Source organism: Mediterraneibacter catenae (assembly GCF_008691045.1).
Lineage (GTDB): Bacteria > Bacillota > Clostridia > Lachnospirales > Lachnospiraceae > Mediterraneibacter > Mediterraneibacter ornithocaccae.
The window spans coordinates 37,875-63,184 of record NZ_VMSO01000008.1 but is presented as its reverse complement, the minus strand read 5'-3'; the positions used below and the strand labels follow the sequence as shown (position 1 = coordinate 63,184).

General features: G+C 45.8%; 26 protein-coding genes, 2 tRNA genes and 1 pseudogene. 25 read left to right on the top strand and 4 right to left on the bottom strand.

Annotated features, from left to right (window positions below; genetic code table 11):
* Nucleotides 1-36 precede the first annotated feature (36 nt).
* The 19 genes and pseudogenes from FNY66_RS07815 to FNY66_RS07725 all read left to right on the top strand — a co-directional run bounded on the left by FNY66_RS07815 (nucleotide 37) and on the right by FNY66_RS07725 (nucleotide 13,348).
* Nucleotides 37-1,230, top strand: a complete 1,194-nt coding sequence (locus tag FNY66_RS07815; protein WP_150310767.1) for a LysM peptidoglycan-binding domain-containing protein — start codon at nucleotides 37-39, stop codon at nucleotides 1,228-1,230.
* Between the two features lie 77 nt (nucleotides 1,231-1,307).
* Complete coding sequence (locus tag FNY66_RS07810) at nucleotides 1,308-2,504, top strand: DUF5711 family protein (RefSeq protein ID WP_150310766.1); 1,197 nt, start codon at nucleotides 1,308-1,310, stop codon at nucleotides 2,502-2,504.
* Between the two features lie 8 nt (nucleotides 2,505-2,512).
* Nucleotides 2,513-3,331: a CvpA family protein gene (locus tag FNY66_RS07805; RefSeq protein WP_087149831.1), complete on the top strand. Its 819-nt coding sequence runs from the start codon at nucleotides 2,513-2,515 to the stop codon at nucleotides 3,329-3,331.
* Nucleotides 3,332-3,399: 68 nt separating this feature from the next.
* Nucleotides 3,400-3,472: transfer RNA gene (locus tag FNY66_RS07800), tRNA-Ala, on the top strand.
* 44 nt (nucleotides 3,473-3,516) lie between these two features.
* Nucleotides 3,517-3,589: transfer RNA gene (locus FNY66_RS07795), tRNA-Asn, on the top strand.
* A gap of 308 nt (nucleotides 3,590-3,897) precedes the next feature.
* Complete coding sequence (locus tag FNY66_RS07790) at nucleotides 3,898-4,419, top strand: DUF5720 family protein (protein ID WP_087149830.1); 522 nt, start codon at nucleotides 3,898-3,900, stop codon at nucleotides 4,417-4,419.
* Between the two features lie 28 nt (nucleotides 4,420-4,447).
* Nucleotides 4,448-4,729, top strand: a pseudogene (locus tag FNY66_RS07785) (helix-turn-helix domain-containing protein); the annotation flags it as partial.
* Between the two features lie 79 nt (nucleotides 4,730-4,808).
* On the top strand, nucleotides 4,809-5,198 hold the full coding sequence (locus FNY66_RS07780) for a hypothetical protein (protein WP_229409474.1): 390 nt from the start codon (nucleotides 4,809-4,811) through the stop codon (nucleotides 5,196-5,198).
* 236 nt (nucleotides 5,199-5,434) lie between these two features.
* Nucleotides 5,435-6,748 carry an RNA-binding domain-containing protein gene (locus tag FNY66_RS07775; RefSeq protein ID WP_150310765.1) on the top strand — a complete coding sequence of 438 codons (1,314 nt, stop codon included), beginning with the start codon at nucleotides 5,435-5,437 and terminating at the stop codon, nucleotides 6,746-6,748.
* Between the two features lie 190 nt (nucleotides 6,749-6,938).
* On the top strand, nucleotides 6,939-7,289 hold the full coding sequence (locus FNY66_RS07770; RefSeq protein ID WP_087149827.1) for a type II toxin-antitoxin system RelE/ParE family toxin: 351 nt from the start codon (nucleotides 6,939-6,941) through the stop codon (nucleotides 7,287-7,289).
* A complete protein-coding gene (locus FNY66_RS07765) occupies nucleotides 7,276-7,572 on the top strand; it encodes a helix-turn-helix domain-containing protein (RefSeq protein WP_087149826.1) in 297 nt (98 codons plus the stop codon). Before FNY66_RS07770 ends, FNY66_RS07765 begins: the two co-directional genes overlap by 14 nt.
* A 61-nt stretch (nucleotides 7,573-7,633) precedes the next feature.
* On the top strand, nucleotides 7,634-8,506 hold the full coding sequence (locus FNY66_RS07760) for a LysR family transcriptional regulator (RefSeq protein ID WP_087149825.1): 873 nt from the start codon (nucleotides 7,634-7,636) through the stop codon (nucleotides 8,504-8,506).
* A 164-nt stretch (nucleotides 8,507-8,670) separates the two neighbouring features.
* On the top strand, nucleotides 8,671-9,261 hold the full coding sequence (locus FNY66_RS07755) for a sugar O-acetyltransferase (RefSeq protein ID WP_087149927.1): 591 nt from the start codon (nucleotides 8,671-8,673) through the stop codon (nucleotides 9,259-9,261).
* Between the two features lie 22 nt (nucleotides 9,262-9,283).
* Nucleotides 9,284-9,787 (top strand): flavodoxin, encoded by a 504-nt coding sequence (locus FNY66_RS07750; RefSeq protein WP_162607851.1) that lies wholly within the window; start codon nucleotides 9,284-9,286, stop codon nucleotides 9,785-9,787.
* On the top strand, nucleotides 9,780-10,505 hold the full coding sequence (locus FNY66_RS07745; RefSeq protein ID WP_229409473.1) for a DUF4405 domain-containing protein: 726 nt from the start codon (nucleotides 9,780-9,782) through the stop codon (nucleotides 10,503-10,505). The genes FNY66_RS07750 and FNY66_RS07745 overlap by 8 nt, the downstream gene beginning before the upstream one ends.
* 87 nt (nucleotides 10,506-10,592) lie before the next feature.
* Nucleotides 10,593-11,135 (top strand): flavin reductase family protein, encoded by a 543-nt coding sequence (locus FNY66_RS07740; RefSeq protein WP_087149823.1) that lies wholly within the window; start codon nucleotides 10,593-10,595, stop codon nucleotides 11,133-11,135.
* 39 nt (nucleotides 11,136-11,174) lie between these two features.
* Nucleotides 11,175-11,873, top strand: coding sequence for a flavodoxin (locus tag FNY66_RS07735; RefSeq protein ID WP_229409472.1), 699 nt, complete (start codon nucleotides 11,175-11,177; stop codon nucleotides 11,871-11,873).
* Entirely contained in the window at nucleotides 11,873-12,910 is a 1,038-nt protein-coding gene (locus tag FNY66_RS07730) for an aldo/keto reductase (protein WP_087149822.1), read from the top strand. The genes FNY66_RS07735 and FNY66_RS07730 overlap by 1 nt, the downstream gene beginning before the upstream one ends.
* 318 nt (nucleotides 12,911-13,228) lie before the next feature.
* Nucleotides 13,229-13,348 carry an AAA family ATPase gene (locus FNY66_RS07725; RefSeq protein ID WP_143449233.1) on the top strand — a complete coding sequence of 40 codons (120 nt, stop codon included), beginning with the start codon at nucleotides 13,229-13,231 and terminating at the stop codon, nucleotides 13,346-13,348.
* An 84-nt stretch (nucleotides 13,349-13,432) separates the two neighbouring features.
* Here the strand turns inward: FNY66_RS07725 and FNY66_RS07720 are convergent, their stop codons facing one another.
* On the bottom strand, nucleotides 13,433-14,059 hold the full coding sequence (locus FNY66_RS07720) for a hypothetical protein (RefSeq protein ID WP_087149821.1): 627 nt from the start codon (nucleotides 14,057-14,059) through the stop codon (nucleotides 13,433-13,435).
* Nucleotides 14,060-14,509: 450 nt separating this feature from the next.
* Here FNY66_RS07720 and FNY66_RS07715 point away from each other — a divergent pair, with 450 nt between their 5' ends.
* Complete coding sequence (locus FNY66_RS07715) at nucleotides 14,510-14,773, top strand: YibE/F family protein (protein ID WP_229409471.1); 264 nt, start codon at nucleotides 14,510-14,512, stop codon at nucleotides 14,771-14,773.
* Between the two features lie 357 nt (nucleotides 14,774-15,130).
* A complete protein-coding gene (locus FNY66_RS15480) occupies nucleotides 15,131-15,304 on the top strand; it encodes a hypothetical protein (protein ID WP_162607850.1) in 174 nt (57 codons plus the stop codon).
* 339 nt (nucleotides 15,305-15,643) lie between these two features.
* Here FNY66_RS15480 and FNY66_RS07710 read toward each other — a convergent pair whose 3' ends face one another.
* Nucleotides 15,644-17,104, bottom strand: a complete 1,461-nt coding sequence (locus FNY66_RS07710; protein WP_087149818.1) for a family 1 glycosylhydrolase — start codon at nucleotides 17,102-17,104, stop codon at nucleotides 15,644-15,646.
* 33 nt (nucleotides 17,105-17,137) lie between these two features.
* On the bottom strand, nucleotides 17,138-19,027 hold the full coding sequence (locus FNY66_RS07705) for a beta-glucoside-specific PTS transporter subunit IIABC (RefSeq protein WP_087149817.1): 1,890 nt from the start codon (nucleotides 19,025-19,027) through the stop codon (nucleotides 17,138-17,140).
* A gap of 175 nt (nucleotides 19,028-19,202) precedes the next feature.
* Here FNY66_RS07705 and FNY66_RS07700 point away from each other — a divergent pair, with 175 nt between their 5' ends.
* The 4 genes from FNY66_RS07700 (at nucleotide 19,203) to FNY66_RS07685 (ending at nucleotide 23,992) form a co-directional block, all read left to right on the top strand.
* Nucleotides 19,203-20,030, top strand: a complete 828-nt coding sequence (locus FNY66_RS07700) for a MerR family transcriptional regulator (RefSeq protein WP_087149816.1) — start codon at nucleotides 19,203-19,205, stop codon at nucleotides 20,028-20,030.
* A gap of 163 nt (nucleotides 20,031-20,193) precedes the next feature.
* Entirely contained in the window at nucleotides 20,194-22,224 is a 2,031-nt protein-coding gene (locus FNY66_RS07695; protein WP_087149815.1) for an oxidoreductase, read from the top strand.
* A gap of 273 nt (nucleotides 22,225-22,497) precedes the next feature.
* Nucleotides 22,498-23,121: a DUF6088 family protein gene (locus FNY66_RS07690; protein ID WP_087149814.1), complete on the top strand. Its 624-nt coding sequence runs from the start codon at nucleotides 22,498-22,500 to the stop codon at nucleotides 23,119-23,121.
* Nucleotides 23,108-23,992, top strand: a complete 885-nt coding sequence (locus tag FNY66_RS07685) for a nucleotidyl transferase AbiEii/AbiGii toxin family protein (RefSeq protein WP_087149813.1) — start codon at nucleotides 23,108-23,110, stop codon at nucleotides 23,990-23,992. The genes FNY66_RS07690 and FNY66_RS07685 overlap by 14 nt, the downstream gene beginning before the upstream one ends.
* A 54-nt stretch (nucleotides 23,993-24,046) precedes the next feature.
* Here the strand turns inward: FNY66_RS07685 and FNY66_RS07680 are convergent, their stop codons facing one another.
* The gene (locus tag FNY66_RS07680; protein ID WP_087149812.1) at nucleotides 24,047-25,300 is read right to left on the bottom strand and encodes an ABC transporter substrate-binding protein; all 1,254 of its coding nucleotides are present in this window, start codon (nucleotides 25,298-25,300) and stop codon (nucleotides 24,047-24,049) included.
* Between the last annotated feature and the right edge of the window lie 10 nt (nucleotides 25,301-25,310).

Here is a 25,310-nt window from a genome sequence, read left to right as displayed (position 1 = left end):
GGGAAAACATCAATATCAGGAAGGTGGAGTATAACCATGGAAAGACAGATACCTAAAAATGTTCGACAGATCGGGAATGTGAGCGACAGCCCAAAGATATATGTAGAGGACTATGTGGATACATTTTTTGCCCAGCTATGTGAAAAGAGTGAAAAGGCAAAAGTGCCGATAGGAGCGTTTCTTGTGGGAGATATACAGTCCGGGGATGATGAGGAATATGTATACATATACGGAGCTATCCAGATGCATGATCTGAAATTGTCTGGAAATGAGTATGTAATCGATGACAGCACATGGAAACATGCATACGAGGACTGCAAGCAATTTTTTGAGGATGGTGAGATGCTGGGATGGTTTGTGGCACATCCGGGGGTGCCGCTGTCTCCGGAAGCTTCTACTGTAAAATTACATAAGAAGTCATTTCCGAAGAAGAATTCGGTATTTATCATGAAAGATCCTGTGGAAAAGGATGAAACATATTATGTGCATAAAATGAATGATCTGATGGAGATAGGAGGGCACTACACATATTATGAAAAGAACCCGTGTATGCAGAATTATATGATCTCCAGTCGAAAAAAAAATGGGGCAATCTCATCAGAGACTGTGGAAGACAGAGCTGCGCAGGACTTTCGTGATCTGGTTAGAAAGCGGGGGGAGCACCAGAAACGCAGGAAGGCAGGAGGTATGATGTATGTTGCAAGCGCATGTCTTGTGCTTGTCCTGATCATTATGGGAGTATCAATGGTCAATAGTTTTGACAGGATGAAATCTGTACAGAGTACACTGGAGGCTCTGGCAGATACATCGGATACCGTAGAGACGAGAGAGACGAGCGGATCAGTGACGGCAGTTACATCAGAAGAACAGGCCGGGGATGGACAGGCTTCGGAAGAAGATGAGGCACAGAGTAATGAGAATCAGTCTGCAGAACCTCAACTCGCAGAAAATCAGCCCGATGGCAGTCAGTCTGATGACGTACAGACAGCTTCTTCCGATGCAGAAAGTTCCGGAACATCTGAAACAGACAGTGCAGCGGAAAATCAGAGTACAGCTTATACCGGTGAAAATGGGAGCGATGGAGTATATGTTGTAGAAGAAGGCGATACGCTTGCCATTATCAGCAGGAAAATGTACGGTGATGTAAGTCATGTAGATGCAATCTGCAGAATGAACGGTATCACAGACGGCAATCTGATTTATGTGGGTCAAAAATTGCTATTGCCATAAAAGCATGTTATAATAACTGCGTTGTACACATATGCACAGATTTTGAAAGATGAAAAACAGCAGTAAGGGGAGTTAGAATGACGCAAAAGAAAAAGCCATATCTCAGGATATTGACGCCCCCGGATGATCTCAGCGGGATCATGAAGAAAGTACGCAGGATCCGTTATGAAAAAGCGAGGAAGATACTTGTGATCGCAGTACTGCTACTCCTCGCGGTATGCGGAACTTATCTTCTTATGAAAAACCAGTCATACGGAAGGGCGCGTACGGCCGCACAGTACTCTGCCGATATTTCGGATACGAGCAGCTATGCGCAGTTTGCGGACGGTATTGTGAGATATAACCGTGACGGAGTAGCTTTTCTGAACAAGAAAAATGAAGAACAGTGGATGCAGTCCATGCAGATACAGAATCCGGTTATTGTGGTAAAAGAGGATTCATTTGCCGTAGCGGATAATGGCGGAAATAATATCTTCGTATTTTCGAAAGATGGATTAAAAGGTGAGATAGAGACGACACTTCCGATCGAGAAGATTGCGGTCTCGGATCAGGGAGTTGTCAGTGTGCTTCTGAGAAACGAGACTACACCGACGATAATGGTTTATGATGCAGCAGGAAATACTCTTGCAGAGATGCAGGGCTCTCCTGGAACAACAGGATATCCGACAGCGATGGAAATGTCAGATGACGGAAGCACACTGGCAGTGTCTTATATTTATTTTGAGGGCACGGCTGAAAAATCAAGAGTCGTCTATTATAATTTCGGTGAGACTGGGCAGGATAAGACCGATAATATCGTTAGTTCAGAGGAGTATGCTGATACCATTGTGGGAGATATTTTCTTCATGGGGGATGACCGGTCTGTAGTTGTCGGTGATAATTCGCTGGTGATTTATCAGGGAATTGATGCACCCCGGGCAGAGAAAGTGATCAGTCTGGATCAGGAAATACAGAGCGTATTTCATTCGGATGAATATATAGGACTGGTTCTGCTGAACCGGGAGAAATCAGGATATGAACTTCGTCTGTATAACCGTCTCGGAGAAGTGATGATCGGAAGGGATATACCAGGAAAGTATAGTAATGCCAGAATAGACGGCGATGAGATTGTCATGTTTGACGGGAGCAGATGCTGCATCGTTACAGTGACGGGAATTATCAAATATCATGGAAATCTCGATGTGGAAATCCAGGAGATGTTCCGTGCTTTCGGTGTAAACAGATACTATGTGATGAGCGTCGATGAATTGCGGATAATTTATCTGACGAGGTAGGAGAAATTATGGATAACTGGCTTTTGATTATTGTTGCAACAATATTTATTATCTGTATTGTAGTGGGATATGTCAGGGGATTCCTCAAGCTGGGGATATCGCTCCTTTCGACTGTCCTGACTCTTGTACTTGTATCGATCCTGTCGCCTTATGTTGCAGACGCACTGGAAAATTATACACCGGTGGACGACTATATCGAAGCACAGATTGTAGAGGCGTTTATGCCGGAGATTACGGAAGAACAGCTTTCACAGATTGATTTGAGCGGTACGCCTCTGGCTGGCCTGTCTGAAGAAGATCTTGAGAATCTAAATAATCTGGATTGGGATATGCTGGGCATTACGGCGGATGATATTCTGAATCTTATCGGGGAAATACCGAAAGACACGCAGATCCAGGAGATAGAGAATGCTCCTATACCGCAGTTCCTGAAAGACCAGCTTATAGAGAATAATAACAGCACTATATACGGTGAACTGGGAGTAAACAGTTTCCCGAGCTATGTGGCAGCGTACATATCAAGACTGGTGCTGAACCTGCTGTCCTTCCTTGTTACATTCCTGCTTGCCATCATTATCGTAAAGGCGCTGATGTTTGCAGTGAATATTATCGGAGAACTTCCGGTGCTCGGTCTTGTGAATCATATTGCCGGGGGTGCGCTCGGTCTTGTACTGGCGCTGGTCATTGTCTGGGTCGGATTTCTGGTCATGACGCTGGCATATACAACAGGTCCCGGAGAGGCATGTTTTAATATGATGGAGAAGAGTCAGGTACTCCGGTTCTTGTATAATACAAATCCGCTGCTTATCAGATTGTTGGGATTTTAAATAAAATATCTTGACATCCTTTGGGAAATATGGTATCTTATAAAAGTTCTTACAAGAACATATTTCCCGGGGGATTAGCTCAGTTGGGAGAGCGCCTGCCTTGCAAGCAGGAGGTCACGAGTTCGACTCTCGTATTCTCCACTTGGCAGAAGCAGAGAAGTGCCGATGCCGTAACAATTAAATATTCCTCCTTAGCTCAGTCGGTAGAGCATTCGGCTGTTAACCGAAGTGTCGTTGGTTCAAGTCCAACAGGGGGAGCTCACAAAGCCCGTAAATTCAACGTTTACGGGTTTTATTTATTTCCGCGGGCAACGAGCCAGGCGGACATGCTTGCATGTCCATTTGGCGACTGCTGCGAGAGTCAAAGACCATCGTGGTCTTTGACTTTGCAACATGCCCCTCGGGGGCAAAATAGACCGTCTGCTGAAAAAGCAGGCATTAGATTGTTAACCGAAAAATGAACCGGAATTGCGTTGCTGGATGGGTTCCGGTATGTTGCCCGATGGTAAATTTTAAGTTTTACTGTCGGGCTTTTTTTGTGCCTTTTTTAGAAAGGGGAACACAGTATGGAATTGAATGAATTGGAAAAACGGCAGCTCTTTCAGGTCGAGGGAGACTGTCAGACAAAAGTGCTCAATGAGCTTTATCTTACAGCCCGGTATACGACAGATCCTAAGCAGCGTGAAGCGGCTCAAAGTCTGGCAGATAAGCTGCGGAATATGTCGGCGGATGAATGTATGGATCTAGTGAAAGATATTCAGAGCAATTACAAGCTGCCTTATCCTCCCCGCACAGTCGGAGAAATGATTGCGGAAGCAAGACGGCAGTCCCGGGCGGATAAACTGAAAGGACATGACATTATGGCTCTGGAGAGATTTGCAGAGGATACAAAGCACATGATCGTCTTTGATGTATTATCTTCTGACTCTCCAATTGGAGATAAAGGAGACCGGATGCGTCTTTTCCTGACGGATGAAGGGTATAAGAAAGCCCTGAAAAATCAGGAGAACAGGCATATTAAGATCAGAAATCATGCAAAGGTATCAGCAGGGCATCTGCATTATGAGCATAGAGACCGCGATTTGTAAATAGGACAACAGAGAGGAGGCGCGCAGTATGGCTGTATTCCGTGTGGAAAAGACAAAAGATTTTACGATTATGAGCAACCATCATCTTCGCAATCCGAAGCTGTCTTTAAAAGCGAAAGGGCTTTTATCGCTGATGCTGTCGCTCCCGGAGGATTGGGATTATACCACGAAAGGGCTGGCGCAGATCTGTAAGGAGGGAGTTGATTCTATCGGTACTGCGCTGAAAGAACTGGAACGGTATGGATATCTGACGAGACGGCGCCTCCGGTGTGAAAATGGTCAGTTGGGAGATATTGAGTACACGATACATTGTCACGTTACCGGGATATGTCCATCTATACCGTTCTCTCCTGCGCTTTTATGAGATGCCGGAAAATGAGGTGCGGGAGATGCTGTATCTTTTGAATACGGCAAATCTGGAATGTTATGAGTATTATCATCCGGAGCGGGTTATTGTCGAGAGCGGTCCTGTGGCTTTCTGCAGATGGCTGGAGAAAAAAGGATACCGGCCTTACCGGACGGAAGTTCAGCTGTATAAATCGCTGTTATTCTTAAAGCGCAGCATTGACCGGGAGCTGATCATTACGTCACAGAGGGAGGCTTTGCAGACGCTTCGTTGTATCCTTTCCAATCTGGAGTACCGTTTCTATAAGGCGTACCGAATGGAGATTGAGGATAAGCGCACAGTGTTCGGGGAATGCAGCTACCGGCTGGTTCCCAGAGAAGATGAGCCGAGCGTGTGCCTGATGCGAGACTGGATCGAGCTGCCGAGCGCCTGAAAGAAAACAATAATAATCTGTTGTGGTCAGTTTTCTATTCTAACCATAAAATGAAAGGAATGGTTAGAATATGCCACGAATAATCTATAATATACGTGACAAAATCATGGTATATGGGTTTTGGGCACAGGTTTTATCCTCTATTTGGCTATTCTAACCACTTTTCTAACCAATAATTGACAAGAGTGGTTAGAAAGGTTAGAATGTGGGTAGAATAGTTTTGGGAGGGAGAGAAGATGGTTTTTAAGGAAAGCGAAACAGTGGAATTAAAATCTGTTGTGGTGGATGATATAAAAAAAGAAATTATAGCGTTTGCAAACTGCGAAGGCGGGAAATTATATATTGGCGTTCAGGACGATGGAACGGTTATCGGACTGGATGACCCGGACGGAGCAGCCCTGCAGGTCAGCAATATGGTCCGGGATGCAATAAAGCCGGATCTGACGATGTTCTTACACTATGAGACGTTAAATGAGGATGGAAAGCAGATCATTGCAGTTGATATCCAGCAGGGAACGGAACGCCCTTATTATATTGCAAAAAAGGGGCTGCGTCCGGAAGGGGTTTATGTTCGGCAAGGGTATTCCTCAGTACCGGCGACTAATACGGCAATCCGCCGGATGATCAAAGAAACGGACGGAGATCATTTCGAGGATATGAGATCCTTAAATCAGGAACTGACTTTTGAAGCGGCAAAAAAGCAATTTGCCAAAAAGGATCTTCCTCTGGGCGAAGCACAGATGAAAACGCTGGGGATTATGACGCACGACGGAGTTTATACAAACCTAGGGCTGCTGCTGTCAGATCAGTGTGTGCATACGATCAAGGTGGCCGCTTTTGAAGGAACTACACAGAGCCAGTTTAAAGATCGGAAGGAATTTTCCGGCTCCCTGTTTCAGCAGATGGACGAAGTGTATGATTATATTGATTTTCGCAATCAGATCCATTCTTCATTCCAGAAACTGTACCGGATCGACCAGAGAGACTATCCGGAGACAGCGGTGAGGGAGGCACTTCTGAATCTGCTTATCCATCGTGAATATTCCTACCGCGCCAGCAGCTTTGTAAGTCTTTACGCAGACCGGATCGAGTTTACTTCCATTGGAGGGCTTTTAAGCGGAGTTACCCTGAACGATGTGATGATGGGGATTTCCGTGTGCCGAAATGTAAAACTGGCCAATATATTTTACCGTCTGGAGTTGATCGAAGCATACGGAACCGGGATGCGGAAAATAAGGGAGGCTTACGCGGAAACAGAGAAAAAGCCTGATATTGAAACTTCTGAAAATGCTTTTAAGATCATACTTCCGAATTTGAATGTTCAGACTGAGACGAAGAAGACGGTCGTTAACAAGCCGGCAGAGGAAGATCAGGAAGAAATGATCCTTTCTCTGGCGAAAAAGCAGGGTACATTTACAAGAAAGGATGTTCAGGAGGAGCTGGGGATCAGCCAGTCAACATCCGGGCGGTTGTTGAAAAAGATGATCGGGAATGGACAGATCATTCAGGAAGGAAAAGGACGGAATACACATTACCGGATTTCAGAGTAATTATAGTAATTGGGAAAACGAGGGCATGGTCACCTCGTTTTTTCTATGGGGTGTGTATAATCCTGTGTGTTGATAAGAATACTTTTTATCTTCTTGGAAACGGCTGTATCATCAATTATTTTTCAACAATTGCGCTTGACAATATGTTGAATACAACATATTATGATATTAAAGAGAAAGGAGCATACTAATGTATGAGATAATCCTATATGATACAGAAGATGGAAGATGTCCGGTGCGGGAATTTTTAGATTCCTTGGAACCTAAGCTATTGGCAAAAACATTAAGAACGATTGATTTGCTAGAAATAAACGGTCCTTTGCTGAGAGACCCTTATTCCAAACCATTGGAAAATGGAATATTTGAACTTCGCACCAAGCAGGGATCAGATATTACGAGAGTTCTATATTTCTTTGTCATAGGCAAGAAGGCAATACTGACAAATGGATTTGTAAAAAAATCTCAGAAAACACCAAAAGCAGAAAAGGAACTGGCAAAAAAATATAAAGCAGACTATGAACGGAGGTATGGAGATGAGTAGTTACAAAGCTTATAAACAAAAAGCATTACAAAATCCGGAAGTAAAAGCGGAATATGACGCATTGCAGCCGGAATATGATATTATTCAGGCAATGATCGAGGCAAGAGTAGAACAGAATATGACTCAGAAAGATTTAGCAGCCAGGACAGGAATCACGCAGGCAGATATCAGCCGCATTGAAAACGGGACGAGAAATCCCAGCCTGAGTATGGTTAAAAAACTTGCACAGGGATTAGGAATGCAGTTGAAACTGGAATTTATTCCAATGCCTACAAAGAAATAAAAATCCTGATTTGAATCGAAGATAGGGATATCACAGGAAGATGTAATCGGAGGCGATTGAGATGGAACTGCGCGTGCTGAAATATTTTTTGACAGTAGCGGATGAAGGAAACTTTACAAGGGCTGCGGATATTCTTCATATTACCCAGCCGACCTTAAGCCGCCAGCTTATGGAGCTGGAAGACGAACTGGGAACGGCGCTGCTGATCCGGGGGAAACGGTCAGTGACATTGACAGATGAAGGATTTCTGTTTAAGCAGCAGGCGGAAATGATCGTAGAGCTCTCGGACAAGCTGGAACATACATTTAAAGATAAGAAAGGTGTCGTCTGCGGAACGATCAGGATCGGCGCGGCAGAAGCAGTAGGATGCCGGGCGCTGGCTCTTTACATGAAAGAATTCCGCGACAAATACCCGGATGTCCAGTTTGATCTTTACAATGGGATGGCGGACAATATCAAGGAGATGCTCGAGCGCGGCCTGCTGGATCTGGGACTCGTGCTGGAGCCGATCGATACTGCGAAGTTTGAATACGTGAGGCTTCCCCAGAAAGAGACTTGGGGACTCCTTTTGAGAAATGATCACGAGCTTGCAGAAAAGGATACGATAACCGTGGAGGACATCCGGCAGTATCCTCTGATCATGCCGGGAAGGGAGAACGCCAAAAACGAGGTCCTCCACTGGATGCATTGTGAGGAAAAACATCTGAATATTCCGGCGTATTACAATCTCCTTTCCAACGCCGCATTGCTGGTAGAAGCCGGGATGGGCTGTGCGGTCTGTCTGGACGGTGCACTGTCCATACATGCGGATCCCGCTCTCTGTTTCCGCCGGCTCCTGCCGGAGCATACGACGAGGAGTGTGATCCTGTGGAAAAAGAATCATCTGTTTTCTCAGGCGGCGTCACTTTTCGTACAGACAATACAGGAACATTAAAAATGGCTGTGATATCAGTTGTAACACTGGTGTCACAGCCGTTTTTTAATATACCGAGAACGTATCGTTTTTCATAGCAGACAGGTATTAGACAGTGGGAACGGAAGAATTTTATAATGGAGACAACAGAAGAGAGAGTTTTGAACAGAAAGAGGTCAAAGGACATGACAGAATTAGAAAAGAAACAGTCAGGGGAGTTTTATGACACCCGGGATATACAACTGCGTACCGCTCATAACAGGGCGAAAGAACTGATGAAGAAATACAACGATATCCCGGCGTCAGATACAGAACAAAAAGAGAACCTGCTGCGGACCATGCTGGGCAGCTTCGGGAAAAACTGCCGGATAAATCAGCCGTTTTACATCGATTACGGAACGAATATTTTTCTTGGAGATAATGCATTTATAAATCTGAACTGTACGCTTCTGGATACCGGAGCGATCACAATAGGCGAAAATACGCTGCTGGGACCTGACGTAAAAATATACACGGCAGTCCATGAAACAAAGTGGACAGAACGCTTCTGGTTTCAGGGAGATGAGGCAATTGCGATCAAAACAAGGACGGAGCCGGTGCATATCGGGAAATACGTGTGGATCGGCGGCGGGACAGTGATCCTTCCAGGCGTGACGATCGGAGATTACGCAGTGATCGGTGCCGGAAGCGTAGTAACAAGATCAATACCCGAGAAAGCAGTCGCCTTTGGCAATCCCTGCCGTGTGCATCGTTATTTAGATGCCGCTGAGAAATAAGAGATAAAGGATGAATACATATATGAAAGAAAATATTTTGATCGTGTATTATTCCTATTCCGGGAAAACCCGCAGGATTGCAGAAGAGATACAGAGACAGACAGGCGGAAGGATCAGCCAGATTTATCCGAGACAGCCTTATCCGGCAGATTTTGAAAGCCTTTTGAAACAGGTGAGAGAGGAAAACAGATCAGGAAAGCTGCCTGCGCTGCTTCCCATAACGGAAAGCGCCGTTGGATATGATATTGTCTTTGCCGGTTCGCCCAACTGGTGTGGAACGATCGCTCCTCCCCTGGCTGCCTGGCTGGATAAAAGTGATATGACAGGGAAAGTGATCCTTCCTTTTTTCAGTCATTGCGGAGGAGAAGATAAGGGGATGGAACAGGCTGTGAGATGCAGATGCCCGGGAACGGACATGAAGAACAGCCTGTATGTATTGGAAAACAGCGGTGAAAGGTTACTCCATATCGTACAGGGATGGCTGGAGCAAAATTTCCCGCCAGAGAGGAAGATAAGTAATGGATAATGGGAAGAAAAAAATAAAGAAGAAATCAAAATCAAAATTTGCGGTGGATATCCTGATGACGCTGACGCTTTTGTTTTTGATGGGATATCAGCTTTGGGGAGAATCCGCTCATGAGTGGGCGGGCGCTTTCATGCTTGTGCTATTTATCGCCCACCATGTGCTGAACGGCGCCTGGTACAAAAGCATGTTCCGGGGGAAATATACCGGGGTTCGTATCCTGACGAGTGCGATGGATCTGGTGCTTTTTGCAGTGATGATCTGTCTGACGGCAAGCGGTATTATCATGTCCCGGCATGTATTCGCATTTCTTCCAATCAGCGGCGGGATGGGAGCAGCAAGGCTGATCCACATGACTGCCTGCTACTGGGGATTCATACTGATGTCTTTCCATCTGGGACTCCACTGGGGCATGATGCTGGCGCGGTTCCGGCAGATGTTCGGGATGGACAGGAGCTCCGGAATCCGCCGTATGGTACTCCGGATTGCCGGCGTTTTAACTGCAGGTTACGGCCTGTATGTATTTGTGACAAGAAATCTGGCGACTTACATGTTCCTGAGGACACAGTTTGTGTTCCTGGATTACAGCGAGTCCCCGATATCTTTTTATATAGATTATCTGTCTATGCTGGGGCTGTTTATCTGGATCGCATATTATCTGTCTGTGATTTTACTGAAATTGGGCAGAAGAAGTATCATTCCTGAAACGCATGAAAAATGATAAACGACAGGTATTAGACTTAAGTGAAGAATCTTCTTACAATATACATATAGGCAGGAAAACCCCTGCCGGATTGGAGGCATGAACATGAAGAAAAATATTGGAAAAGGTCTGGCGCTTTATCCCACACCGCTTGTGGTAGTGGGAACCATGGTACACGGAAGGCCGAATTATGTCCTGGTGGGACATGTGGGGATCATCGGGCATGACCGGATCATGGTCAGCCTTGCAAAACCCCATTACACCAATCAGGGAATCAAAGAGACAAAGGCGCTGACCGTGAATATTGTAGACGAAGCCATGCTGAAAAAAGCAGACCGGACCGGATGTGTCAGCGGAAATAAAGTGGATAAGTCAGAGATGTTCCAGTTCCACACCGAAGGGACCGGGGCGCCGGTCATCGACGAGGCGCCGGTGGTGATGGACTGTACGGTAGACGATATCTATGAAACAGAAGGGTTTGAGAGCTTTATCTGCAAAATAGACGGCGTTTATGCGGAAGAAAATGTTTTAAATGAAGCAGGAAAAATTGACTACCGCACATTGAAGCCGGTTCTTTTCGAAATGCCCACCTACGAATATCTCCGTACAGGGGATGTCATAGGGAAATGTATGAACCTTGATCAATAACAGATGGAGAGAAAAGAAGCAAAAGTCAGGAGGACGCTTATGAAATCAAAATTGCTGAAAGGACTTCTTTCGGTCATGCTTGCGGGAACTGCAGTATTCAGTCTTGCCGCTTGCAGCGACGGAACCGGTACAGAAGAGCAGACGGAGACTCAGACCGAAGAGAGCACAGAGACGCAGACAGAAGAAAATGCAGACGCAGGAGAGACAGCTGACATAGAAGAAGAGGGTACAGATACAGCAGCGAGAGAAGGCGCCGCGTTGATCGCTTACTTTTCCTGGTCAGGCAATACAGAGGCTGTAGCCCAGGAAATCCAGGCACAGACCGGTGCGGATCTGTTTGAGATCGTTCCGGCCGAGCCTTATACGGACGATTACAATGAACTTCTGGATATCGCACAGGAGGAGCAGAGCAGCGACGCCCGCCCGGCAATCGCAGAGACTGTGGATCTGTCCGGGTATGATACCGTTTATCTCGGCTTCCCGAACTGGTGGGGAGATATGCCCATGATCCTGTATACATTTCTGGATGAGTATGACCTTTCCGGAAAGACAGTCGTGCCCTTTAATACAAGCGGCGGCAGTGGATTTTCCGATTCCCTTGATACCATCGCAGAGATGGAGCCGGAGGCAGAGATTACAGAAGGACTTTCCCTTGGAGACGGAGAAACGGAGGACTGTGCAGATGATGTGGCAGAATGGCTTGTCAGTATCGGTATGACAGAGGAGGCTGATTCATAATGAAATATGCAAGATTAGGAAATTCTGAGTTAAATGTATCACGCATCTGTATGGGATGCATGGGTTTCGGGGACGCAAAGAACGGGCAGCATACGTGGACCATCGATGAGGAGCATACCCGGGAAATCATCCGCAAAGGTCTGGAATCCGGGATCAATTTTTACGACACTGCCATCGGATACCAGAGCGGCACAAGCGAGCAGTACCTGGGAAGGGCGCTGTGGGATTATGCAAAACGGGATGAAGTGGTAGTTGCTACAAAGTTTCTTCCCCGCACACCGGAAGAAATCGAACAGGGCGTTCCGGCCCAGGAGCATATTGAACGGATGATCAACAAGAGTCTGGAAAATCTCGGGATGGACCATGTGGATCTCTATATTTATCATATGTGGGATTACGCGACGCCGCTGTATGACATCATGGAAGGATTAAACAATGTGGTGAAAGAAGGAAAGGCAAGATATATCGGCATTTCCAACTGCTTTGCGTATCAGCTTGCAAAGGCAAATGCACTGGCGGAGCGGGAAGGATTTGCGAAATTCGTATCCATACAGGGACATTACAACCTGATCTTCCGCGAGGAAGAACGGGAGATGGCGAAACTCTGCCGGGAAGACAATATCGCAATGACGCCGTACAGCGCCCTGGCAGGCGGCAGGCTGTCCAAAAAGCCGGGAGAAACATCAAAAAGGCTGCAGGAAGACGACTATGCAAAGCTGAAATACAACGGCACAGCCGATGAGGACAGTGTGATCATAGCGCGGGTGGCGGAACTGGCAGAGAAGCGCGGCGTGTCCATGACAGAAATCTCCCTTGCATGGCTGCTCACAAAGGTGACTGCCCCCATCGTGGGCGCCACGAAGCTCTCCCATGTGGAGGGAATGGCAAAGGCGGCTGACCTGTGCCTGACCAGGGAAGAGATCGATTATCTGGAAGAACCGTATGTGCCCCACGCGCTGGTGGGCGTTATGGCGCAGAATACAGCAGAGCAGGCAAAGGAAAAACATGTCTGGTCTACGGGCAATCAGAAACTGTAAAAAAGATTGATTTTATCGGAAGCGTAGTAACAAGATCAATACCTGAGAAAGCGGTCGCTTTCGGGAATCTCTGCCGTGTACATCACTATTTAGAAACTATCGCAGAGATGGAGGCTGATTCATAATGAAATATGCGAGATTCGGGAATTCAGAATTAAATATATCACGCATCTGTATGGGATTGGGGCAGATTCTCATCTTGTCTCAAAACTGGACAGGATTTCTGTTTAAACAACAGGCGGAAGCCAATATGGGGTTCATTCTTCCCGCTCCTGATGTATAATAGCAGAAAAGCATCCGTAGAAGGAAGGTGGCAGAATGAAAGATAATATCGCGAAAAAACTTCCGGTTGGAAATGAAAGATTCAGAAAAATACGTACAGAGGGCTTCTACTATATCGATAAAACAGGTTTTATAAAAGAACTGATGGATTCTTGAAATGCAGGATCGTTCATGAAAAACTGTAGGAAAGACTACCATAGAAGTGGCATGCCGCATGCGGCATGCCACTTCTGTCATGGATTATCCTTTGATCTCAGCTCCGACCATTTTCAGAAACTGTCCGTCTTCAACAGTACGGTAAATGTTAGTTTCGATATTTTCACTGGAAATAATAGCGTCTACAGATCCGCTGGCATCGGAGGAAATCTCTACATACCCATAATCAAGATCGCTGTTTTCAACTACCGATATGTTATATTCCCCGGCCGGGATATCCTTTCCTACAAGATATTTTCCTTCCGGATAGTAACCGTCTTCTGCTTCGTAGGCAGGCGCGTCATCTGCCGGGGTTGCTGTTCCTTCGAACTGAAGATACTGTCCGTCAGAAACGGTTATATAAGTGCGGTCTGTGAAAGTGTCGTTCGTGAGGACAGAATCCAGCTCTCCTGAAGAATCGCTGGATACTTCAACATAGCCTTCATCTCCTGTTACCAGATATGTACCGGCAGGCATATCTGTTCCAATCTTGTACATGCCTGCAGCGTACTGACCAGTCTGGATCTCAATATTTTTTTCTGAAGAGGAATCTCCTCCTTTATCTGTTTCCTGTGCGTTATCTGCAGATGAATCATCGCCGGATCCGCCGCAGGCAGCAGTGGATACAGCAAGCATCCCGGCCAGCATGATTACAATAAGTTTCTTTTTCATAGATTTTGTTTCTCCTTCTTTCTGCATTTTTTGAAAGGCCCGCGTGAATGTGAGCAATTCCGGAAACAACCGAAATTACGCGGTTTGGAGCGTGTTGCCCCTTGTACACTGACGCTATCATTATATCCGGGAATAGTTCTAAAATCAATATGATCCCCGGGTGTTTTTATGAATAAGGGAATGGTAGTTTTGTAACGGCCAAGTCAAATATTTGTAAAGTATTTTAAATGACTGCAAATAATATTGAACCTCTTTTTTGAGACGATAAAATACTTTCGGGTTCCAATGTAGTGAGCCGCAGACAGAATAAGGAGGTTTAAGTTTTTATGGCGATGAGAAAAGTTAATCGCAGAGTGAAGGTCGGCCTGACAGCTATGGCATTTGTCCTTGGCGGAAGCTTTGCGGTCGGTAATGCCGCTCCAGGCGCTTATGTAACAGTTCGGGCTGAAGATGAAGGAACTGTTTCTGTCCGGGATCGAGATGGGAAAGGACATGATCGGCACGATGACCAATACGCTGATCCTTGCGTTTATAGGAAGTGCGTTTATCACGCTGCTTGTATTTCTGTCCTATCAGGTACAGTTCAACCAGCTCTTTAATTCGAACTATCTGACGATCGAGATCGCTCAGGGAATCTGTGGAACATTCGGTATCGTTATCACAGTGCCGGTGGCGTCTGCGGTCACAGCGGCGTTTCTGGCAAGGAAAAAATGACAAGAATCTGAAACCGTTTGAAATATCCTGAATTAGCGGAACAATACAGACATGTTTGTCAAAGTGTTCCGATGGATTATCTTACAGAAGAACAGTCCTGCCGTTTATAGAAAATAGCGGGCCATTTCCACAGGCATACATTGAAACGCAATATCCACAAGCTGCTGGGGAGTGACCTTGATTTTTTTCTGAAGCCAGTTGGTGTACAGAGCTGTAATACCATCTGTAAAGAAAATGGCCTGGATGCGAAGGCTCTCAGGGACAGGTTCCCCCTTCTGAGATTCTATCTGCCTGATATAATACTGCAAGGTTTCTCTGGAGAATTGCAAAGCCGATGCTAAAGAAGTGGAAAAGGCTGTGAATGCTGACCTGGTGATACCGGCAGTCGGCCAGCGCTCCGCTGGCGGCGATCTGGCCCGAGCCCTGAAAGACAGAGGCTATGATGTCACTGTCATTGGCGACGCTAAACGGCCTGCGAAATTCATCAACGCAGTGGAAGAGGGGTATTTCACTGCCATCAGTCTGGACTAAGCGCCCGCTGCGCTCCACTCCGAGCGAAAGCGTGGCAGCACAGGAACTTCAGGCGAATGTCTGAGAGTTTCCCCCATGTCTTGAGCATTCCGCAAAAATCCGTTATAATCCTGTCTTTGACACTTAACAGACATCAGAGGAGCCACAAAGCCGTTATATATAAGGCTTTATGGCTCCCTTGGTTACAGGATAAATTTCAGGGGTAGTTGTGCCCCATGCGCTGGTGGGCGTTATGGCGCAGAATACAGCAGAGCAGGCGAAAAAAACAGCGTAGAAACATCAAAATTCTACGCTGTTTTTGTTTGTCGGTTTAATTCTGCCCCGCCTGTTAACCGGATTTCATAATTCTTCTCCGTTTGTTTCAATTACATGCTTGTACCAGTAGAATGATTTCTTGCGGGAGCGTTTGAGCGTTCCCTTTCCCTGGTCATCCATATCAACATAGATAAAACCGTAACGTTTTTTCATTTCTCCGGTTCCTGAGGAGACCAGATCGATGCAGCCCCAGGGAGTATATCCGATCAGGTCAACGCCGTCGATGAGCACGGCGTCTTTCATCGCCTGAATGTGCTGACGGAAATAATCGATCCTGTAATCATCGTTGATCGTACCGTCTTTTTCCACGGCATCGGCAGCCCCGAAGCCATTTTCCACAATGAACATGGGAAGCTGATAACGGTCATAGATCTGATTCAGGGAAATACGCAGCCCCAAAGGATCGATCGCCCAGCCCCACTCGGATTCTTTCAGATAAGGGTTGCGGTATGCCATAACCTGATTGCCGCTTGTTTTAGCAGCGTTTTTGTCTGTTGTTGAGACGGTTGACATATAGTAACTGAAGCCGATATAGTCTACAGTGCCTTCTTTCAGGATTTCATCGTCGCCTTCTTCTGTGACAAGGTTTATCCCGTTACGTTCGTATTCTTTCAGTCGGTAATTCGGATATTTCCCTCTGCACTGCACATCCATGAAGAATTCTCTTTCATGGTTGAATTGCATGGATTCCCACATATCTTCCGGACGGCAGGTCATGGGATAGCTGGGAATATAAGATACCATCATACCGATTTTGAAATCGGGATTGATTTCATGCCCCAGTTTGACTGCCTTTGCGCTTGCCACAAAAATATGATGATGAGCCTGGGCTTTTGTGGCTGCGTCATTTTTGTGGATCCCGATCTGCGTCCAGCTGCGCAGGAAGTTGATCTCATTAAATGTCATCCAGTATTTCACTTTATCTTTATAGCGTTTAAAGATCGTTTCGCAGAAAAATAAATAGTAATCCACGAGGTTTCTGTTCGCCCATCCGTCATAATGGTCCGCCAGATACATGGGCGTATCAAAATGATTAATTGTAACGACCGGTTCGATATTATATTTCAGACATTCGTCAAAAACATCATCGTAAAACTGCAGCCCTTCTTCATTGACGTCGTACATACCGTTGGGGCAGATCCTTGACCATGTAATGGACATGCGGAAACATTTAAAACCCATTTCAGCGAACAGGGCGATATCCTCTTTATAGTGGTGATAGAAGTCTGTCGCTACGTGGCTGGGATAATAAATATCCGGGGCAATATAGCCAACAGCGCCTTCCGGAAGCGGCTCTTCCCGTGTCACACTGCCGGTTCTGCCGTCGGCTGTCTTAAATGTAATTCTGCGAGGAGAGGTGTGGCTTCCTCCTGTAATAGCGTCCAGAGTAGAGAGTCCTTTTCCGCCGGAAAGATATCCGCCCTCATATTGATTGGCGGCTGTAGCGCCGCCCCATAAAAAGTTGTCTGGTAATCTGTTTCCCATGAGATTTTTCCTCCTTTTGTCCGTTTCTGCGACTCATGCGTTGATCTTGATCACAGGAGTATCATTATCGGCTTTTATGCCTGAAATTCCGCTGACAGATGCGTATTCATCTGTATTGACCACAAGGACAGGCGTTACAGTTTTATATTTTTCCGCGATTTTATCGAGGTCAAATTCAAGAAGAAGCTGTCCCCTTCTGATCGGATCTCCGGCAGAAACATGCGCAGTAAAATATTGTCCGTTCAGTTCTACCGTATCCAGGCCGACGTGGATGAGCAGACTGATCCCATCGCTGCTTGTAAGGCCGATGGCATGTTTTGTGTCGAATACCATTTCTACAGTTCCGTCAAATGGAGCATATACTTTTCCTTCATCAGGCTCGATCCCTACGCCCTGTCCCATGGCCCCTGAGCCAAATGCTTCGTCAGGAACTTCAGAAAGCGGGACCACGTTTCCGTGGATCGGCGAATAAACTGTCAGTTCAGCGCCTGCGGCAGCAGATGTGTCCGGCAAAGTATCTGCCTCAGGATCATTCTCATTTTCAATGGTCTTTTCTTCTTTTGAAGCTTTATTTTCTTCTTTCGGAATGCCGAAGAAAAAGGTGAGCAGTGCGGCAAGTCCGAAGGAAAGTGCTGCGCCAAGGATAATGAATACAAAACTGTCCGCCGTATAAGTAATGATCGTAAAGATTCCCGGAGGTGCATATGCCATTGCTCCTGCGTGGAAGAAGGAAAGGAATGCCGCAGCCACAGCAGAGGAAGCCATAGCAATACCAAACGGACGTTTATATCTCAGGTTGACACCGTACATAGCCGGTTCAGTGATACCGAGCACAGCAGAAAGAGACGCGCTGGCTGCAACCGACTTCATCTGTTTATCCTTCAGAGCAAGGAAGGCGCCGAAAGCGGATCCGCCCTGGGCAAAGTTTGCCGTCAGTGCGCTGACAAGGAGCGTGGAAATGCCGGTTTCTGCGATCTGTTGGATCTGCAGCGGCGCAAGGGCGTAATGCATTCCCATCATTGTAAGAAGAGAACGGGTGCCGCCCAGAAGTGCAGCAGCGACAAATCCGCCTATGGAGTAGAACCAGTCCATAAACTGGGCGATATAAGTTCCTGCGTAAGATCCGATAGGTCCGAGAATGATCAGTTCCACCGGTACCATGATAAACAGGACGATCATGGATGTAAGCAGGATCTTGAGAAAATCAGGGACCAGCCTGTCGATCCGTTTATAGATCAGGCTTAATACCCAGACGGAAAGGATGATCGGGATCACGGTAGAACTGTAACTTATAAAGGGAACCGTTATCCCCAGAATATTCAGTCCGGTCACACCGGTTTCCTCAGCCGCGGCGGCTCCGTTTATGATCGTCGGATACATATAGGCAGCTGCCAGAGCCAGAGCCATATATTCGTTTACCCGGAACTTTTTGGCCGCGCTGACCGCAAGGAAGAACGGGAAGAAGTAGAATATGAGATCTCCGATCATAGAGAGAAGAGTTACAAAATCATTATCTGACGGCAGAAGTTCCAACCCTGTGATCAGGGAAACGATTGCCTTGAACATACCACATCCGATCAGGACAGACAGTGTAGGCGCGAAGATACCGGAAATGGTTTCAATGACGGCGCTCACTTTATTTTTCGAAGGTTCCGTGACAGCTGCCTCACCTTCCGTAATATGTACCTGAGCGGATACTTCATCAAAGACCGCATTTACCTTGGCCCCGATAACGACCTGAAGCTGTCCGCTCTTGATCTGGGCGGTCAGAACGCCGTCAAGTTTCTTCAGCGCCTCAAGATCGGCTTTATTGTTATCTTTCAAGTTAAATCTCAGACGTGTGGCGCAGTGCGTCAGTATAGAAATGTTCTGCTCGCCGCCCACATTTGCAATTATTTTTGCTGCAAGTTCTTTGTTGGTCATTGTTTCACATTCCTTTCATTTAACGTTTTAAGGCCCGGTTCCTTTATTTAAGATGAAGATAAATCCTGTAGTAACTGCAGAGTCAAGTAAAAAATATGGAAAAGAAAAATCTTTTACGGTATATTAAATAAAAGACCTGTTTTGAGAAGTAAGATGAAAAAGGGGGAGATAGACTTTGAAGTACAAGATAGGAGAAGTGTCGAAGATCCTGAATATCCCGGTGGAGACGATCCGGTTTTATGAAACAAAGAATCTGATCCACCCGGAAAAAGACGAAAACAGCAATTACCGTTACTATGATATATGGGATATGAACCGTCTTTTGGACTATAAAAAATACCGCGAGCTGGAATTTTCTCTTAATGAATCACTGGAGAGCATTCAGTCGGCAAGTCTTAAAGGGTTCACAGATAAGCTTCAGGAAAAAATCGATGAAGCCGAGAAAAAGATGAATCTGTACCAGCTTAAAATGCTGAAACTTCAGAATTACCGGAATGTACTGAAAAATATCCCATTGATCATAGGGGAATATCCTATCGTGAACAGGCCGGCAGGATACTATTTTATCAACAGATGGTATCAGGGCGAAAAAATCCGGTATACACGGGCGGATGAGAGCGGAGGATATTTTGAAGAACTGCTTGCAAATTATACATTTGTGGAGAATATATACCGGATCAGAAAAGAATGGTTTGATTCCGGCCGGCAGGAAGAAGAGTTTGAATGGGGTTTTACAATTAAAAAGAAATGGGCGGACGCACTGAATCTAAGAATCGATGAACGGATGAATTATATTGAATCTGTACAGTCTATTTATACGATTTTGAAAGCAAAAGAGAAGGAATATTTCTCACATAAAATGCTTGCGGGAGCTTTTGATTTTATGGCGAAACAGGGATACAGGCTTGCCGGCGATATCTTGGGAAATCAGATCGCATCGGTGAGAGAAGATGATGAAGATGTACGATATATGGAAATATGGATCCCCATTGAACCTATATGATATCTATGAAGTCAAAAACTCCGCGGCTCGCGGGAATAAATGACGGAAGGCGTGTTCTGAAACAGGACGCGCTTTTTCTTATGCAAATATGGCTTGACTCTGCAGTTACTACAGGATTTATATTTCCATTAAACAAAAGAAATCTGAAAATGCGGAGGTAAGTATGATGAGCAAAAAAGAAAACAAGTATGAAAGTCTGTTTCAGCCTCTTCAGATCGGCGGAGTAACTGTAAAGAACCGTTTTTTCCTGTCTCCAATGGGAAATTTCGGACATGTAGACGCAGAAGGAGCTCTGACAGATGAAGGGATCGATTATTATGTAGAGCGTGCAAAAGGAGGAATCGGTCTTATTATTACAGGATACTGCATTGCTGATGAGGCGATCGAAGAGGCGGAGACGCCGTCTATCCTTGTAATTAAAAAGAATCCTCTGATATTTATCCAGAAATGTTCTCAGCTCACGGAACGTGTACATGCCTATGGAACAAAAATATTCTTACAGCTTACAGCAGGCTTCGGGCGCACGGCGAAAGTGGTCAAAGTAAACAAGAAGATTGCGCCTTCGGATGCAGATAATATGTATGATCCATCAATTAAGCATCGTGCGATGACCACGCAGGAAGTAAAAGATATGATCGGATCTTTTGGAAGAGCGGCGCAGATCGCGCAGAAATGCGGATTCGACGGAGTGGAGATCCATGCGCTGCATGAAGATTATCTTCTGGACCAGTTTACCATGGAACAGTGGAACCACAGAACGGATCAGTACGGCGGCAGCTTTGAAAACCGCTACCGTGTACCCTGCGAGATCGTACAGAAGATAAAGGAAGTCTGCGGGAAAAATTTCCCGGTAACTCTTCGGTATTCCGTAAAACACTATATGAAAGATGGAAAGACCGGCATTCTTCCGGAGCAGGAAAATACAGTTCACGAGGCGGGACGTGACCTGGAGGAGGGGCTGAAAGCCGCACGCTGGCTGCAGGAAGCCGGATATGACGGATTTGACTCTGATATAGGAAGCTGTGAGGCTCACTATCTCAGCCATCCCAATATCTTTACAAAAGATGGGATCTACCTGGATATGTCGGCAAAACTGCAGGCGGCTGTAGACGTCCCGGTTATGGTCGCAGGCCGTATGGACGAGCCGGATATGGCGCTGGACGCAGTAAAAAGCGGAAAATGCCAGATGATCGGACTTGGCAGACCGGCGCTGGCAGATCCTTATCTTGTCTCAAAACTGGAAAAGAACCAGCCTGAAAGAATCCGTCACTGTATCTCCTGCAATTACGGATGTATTACAAATATATTTAACAAATCAACTGTGTGGTGCGCCATAAATCCCCAGTGCTATGCGGAAAGAAGAAATGCTTTGCGCCCGATCCTGAAAAAGAAAAAAGTAGTCGTCGTCGGCGGGGGACCGGCAGGAATGGAGGCGGCTCTTATTTCGGTTGTCAGAGGACATGAGGTTATATTATATGAAAAAACAGATCATCTGGGAGGAAATCTTGTCTACGCAGGAGCTACGCTTTATAAACATCATATTCTTGAACTGGTCGAGTGGTTCAAGACTGAAATGAACAACAACGGAGTTCAGGTTGTCATGAAGCATGAAATGACGGCAGGAGAGCTGGAAGACCAGAATGCAGATGTTGTGTTTATCGCATCCGGATCAAAGGCAAGACCGTTCCACATACCGGGAACAGAAAAGGATCATGTATTCTATGCCCATGAAGTATATTATGATCAGGAGAAACTTGGAGATAAAGTAACTGTTATCGGCGGCGGACAAATTGGCATGGAAACGGCAATATGGATGGCTAAACTCGGGAAACAGGTATCTGTTGTAGAGTTCACAGACCAGATCATGGGCGGAACAAAGAATACTCCGATAGGCGATATCGAGATGGCACATTTATATACAGACTACTACGACATACATATGTATATGAATACAAAGGCATCAAAGATCACGGAGAACAGTGTAGAGATCGAAGGAGTAAAGGACGGAAGTAAGGAAGAAATCCCTGCTGATACGGTTCTGATCGCTGTGGGGTATGAGCCTGTTAATGATATATATCCGGAGTTTGTTAAAAACACATCTGTACCAGAAGTATACAATGTAGGAGATTCAAACCACGTTGCCAATATTTATTATGCGATTCATGATGCATATGAGTTGGCAAACAATATCTGATCGGATTTCAAAAAATAAAAAAATTTTAAGTTTTGAAAGCGGGTGACTATATAGAGAAGATCATCGCCCGTACGCGGCATCCCCAATACAGCCGCGAGGGAATAGAGATTTATAATATCACCGACTGGCTGCTGCAGGAAGAAGAAAACAGCGTGCAATAAATGGTGGTTTTCAAATGGCATGAAATAGTCAAATGTGATTGACAAAGAAAATAATCTTAAGTATACTAACGATAAGTAAATGAATAGTTTACTTATTGAAAGGGAAATGATTATGTTATATCATTATCTGAAAGAAAATTATATTCCAGGAGAACCTATTTTTACCGGAGATATTGACATCCCGGGGATGACAGAAGAAAATCTCAGATATCATTTAAAGAGACTTACTGACAGCGGAGCCATATGCCGATTTGAGCCGGGAGTATACTATTTCCCCAAAACGGATATTTTTGGCGAGAGGATGTCTTTGTCTCCGGATACAGTAGCTGTTCATAAGTATATCATGCGCAGGGGAAAGCGGGTGGGGTACTATTCCGGCTATACACTGGCAAACCGTATGGGATTATCCACACAGGTTCCGTTTATTCAGGAGATAAGCAGCAATTTTGCTCCGGCATTGGTAAGAAAAATGAAGATTAAAAACAGGCAATACATTATCAGAAGACCAGTGGTGGAAGTGACAGAAGAAAATGTATCGGTTCTGCAGTTTCTCGACAGTCTGAAAGACATTGAGAAATGTACAGAGATGGAACTGGAAAAATGCGGAAAGATTTTGACGGAATTTGCCAGAAAAAATAGCATTACAAAGAAAAAGATCGACCGGTTTATTACCAATTATCCGATTAAGATATATAAAGCGATATATGAAACGGAGGTAGAGTATGTATCTTCATAAGGATAGAGAAACGTTTAAGGATATAATAGAGCAGACTGCTGAGCAAATGGGACGAACTGCTATAGTGGTAGAAAAAGACTACTATGTTACACTGATCCTGAAATTATTGGCAGAGCAGCTTGAACTGTGTGTATTCAAAGGCGGAACATCTTTATCCAAAGGGTATCATGTGATCGATCGTTTTTCAGAAGATATTGATATCACTTTTAAAGAACATATTGGAGAGAGCAGAAGGAAAAAACTTAAGAACATTGTTTTAAAAGGAATAAGCGAAGAACTGGAAATGCCGATCGCAAACTGGAATGAGATCCAGAGCGACAGGGATTATAATGCTTATTTCTTTTCGTATACCTCTGTATTTGAACTGGAAGATGAAAGACTTCCGCAGTATATAAAGCTGGAAACAGCATTGGGTTCCTATGCATTTCCGACACAGTCAATAGAGATACATAATTATATTGGAGACTATCTGGAAGAGCGTAATCGGGCAGATCTGGCAAAAGGATTCTACCTTGACAGATTTTCAATGAATCTGCAGTCATTGGAAAGAACTTATATTGATAAGATATTTGCTCTTTGTGATTACTATATGCAGGGAAAATCAAAGAGATATTCACGTCATTTGTATGATATTTATAAACTTACTCCTCTTATTGATTTTGATGATAAGTTTGTCTCTTTAGTCAAAGAGGTCAGGGAGCATCGGGCTCAAATGACAGTATGTCCGTCCGCGAAAGAAGGAGTAGATGTACCTGCCATCATTACAGAGTTTTGCGATAATTCCTTCTATGAGGAAGATTATCAGTCTGTCACCAGTTATTTTACAGAAGATTTTGTATCTTATGAGGATACCATCAAGAATCTGAGATAAATCATACAGGATATTTCTTTTTGACAAGGAGCGTGATCTTGTGGCAGCACCCTACTATAGATCCCCGCTCCTCATATCCCATGCGGAATCGAGCGCCTCTGTCATTTCTTCGTAATCTCTCCCGCCGAACATATACTCGGCAAGGATCCTCTCGGCATCTGTATAAAAGTAGGGCGGCCAGCCGTCGGAGGGATTGCCGATATATTTTCCGGCGTCTACATAAGCCATGATATCTTGCGCAATGCTGCTGTCCGGCATGGGGGCGCCGATCAGGCCCGAGAATGACCCGGTGTTTTTGACATAGATCTCTGCGGCTTCCTCGGATGCGAGAAAATCCAGATAGAGAAGGGATTCTTTCGGATGTTCTGTATCCGCGCTGACGGAGAGTGAATAATCACAGTAGAAGTTGATCACGTTTTCATCGGGATCGTCCGAGACCGGCAGGGGTACCATGCGCAGGGTTGTATTAGAATTATAGTCCTCGATGATCGCGGCAGCCCATGAGCCCTGGACAAGAAGGGCGGCGCGGTTCTGGGCAAGCATATTGCAGGCGTCCATGTAGCCTCTTTCAAATGCCGTGTCGGTATTTCCGTATGCATATACATAATCTTTTACCACGTCGCCCACTGTTTTCCAGCCGGGAGTATCAGAGAAGCTGACCTTGTCTTCATAGCGGAGACTGTTCCAGTCCGGCTGGCCGGCATAGACGGCATAATAGGCGGGGCGGAAACAGTAGTGGGCCGTCCACAGATCTTTGAAGCCGAGCGCGAACGTATAGACATTGTTCCGGGAGAGGGTATCGTGTATATCCTCCAGATCGCGCAGTGTCCGGGGGAGTTCCAGCCCGTATCTGGCGAGCACGGTCTCATTGCAGATGATGCCGGCTCCGGAATATCCCATCGGGAAGAAATATTCGCCCGGGCGGGTTACTGTGTCATAGTGGACCGGGCGCATCCGGGCGAGGAATTCCTGGCCGGAGAGGTCGAGCAGCAGCCCGGCGTTGGCCTGGACGGGACTTGCGGTGTAGATGTCAGGCGTCTCGCCACGGTTCATGCGTTTCTGGAGCTCCAGGTCAAAGTCTGTGGGGACTTCGTACTCCACGGTGATATCAGGGTATTTCTGGTGGAAAGCCTCCGCAAGCTTGTGATAAGTCTCGGGGGCTTCCTGTTTATTGTGCATCACATGCAGAACGATCTGCTCTTCTTCGAGAGCGTCGGCTTCCGGTTCGTCGGCAGCCCACAGACAGCCGGTGACGATCACGGCTGCAGCGGCGGCAGATAGCGCGGCACAGGATAATCTTTTCTTCATGGTCAGACCT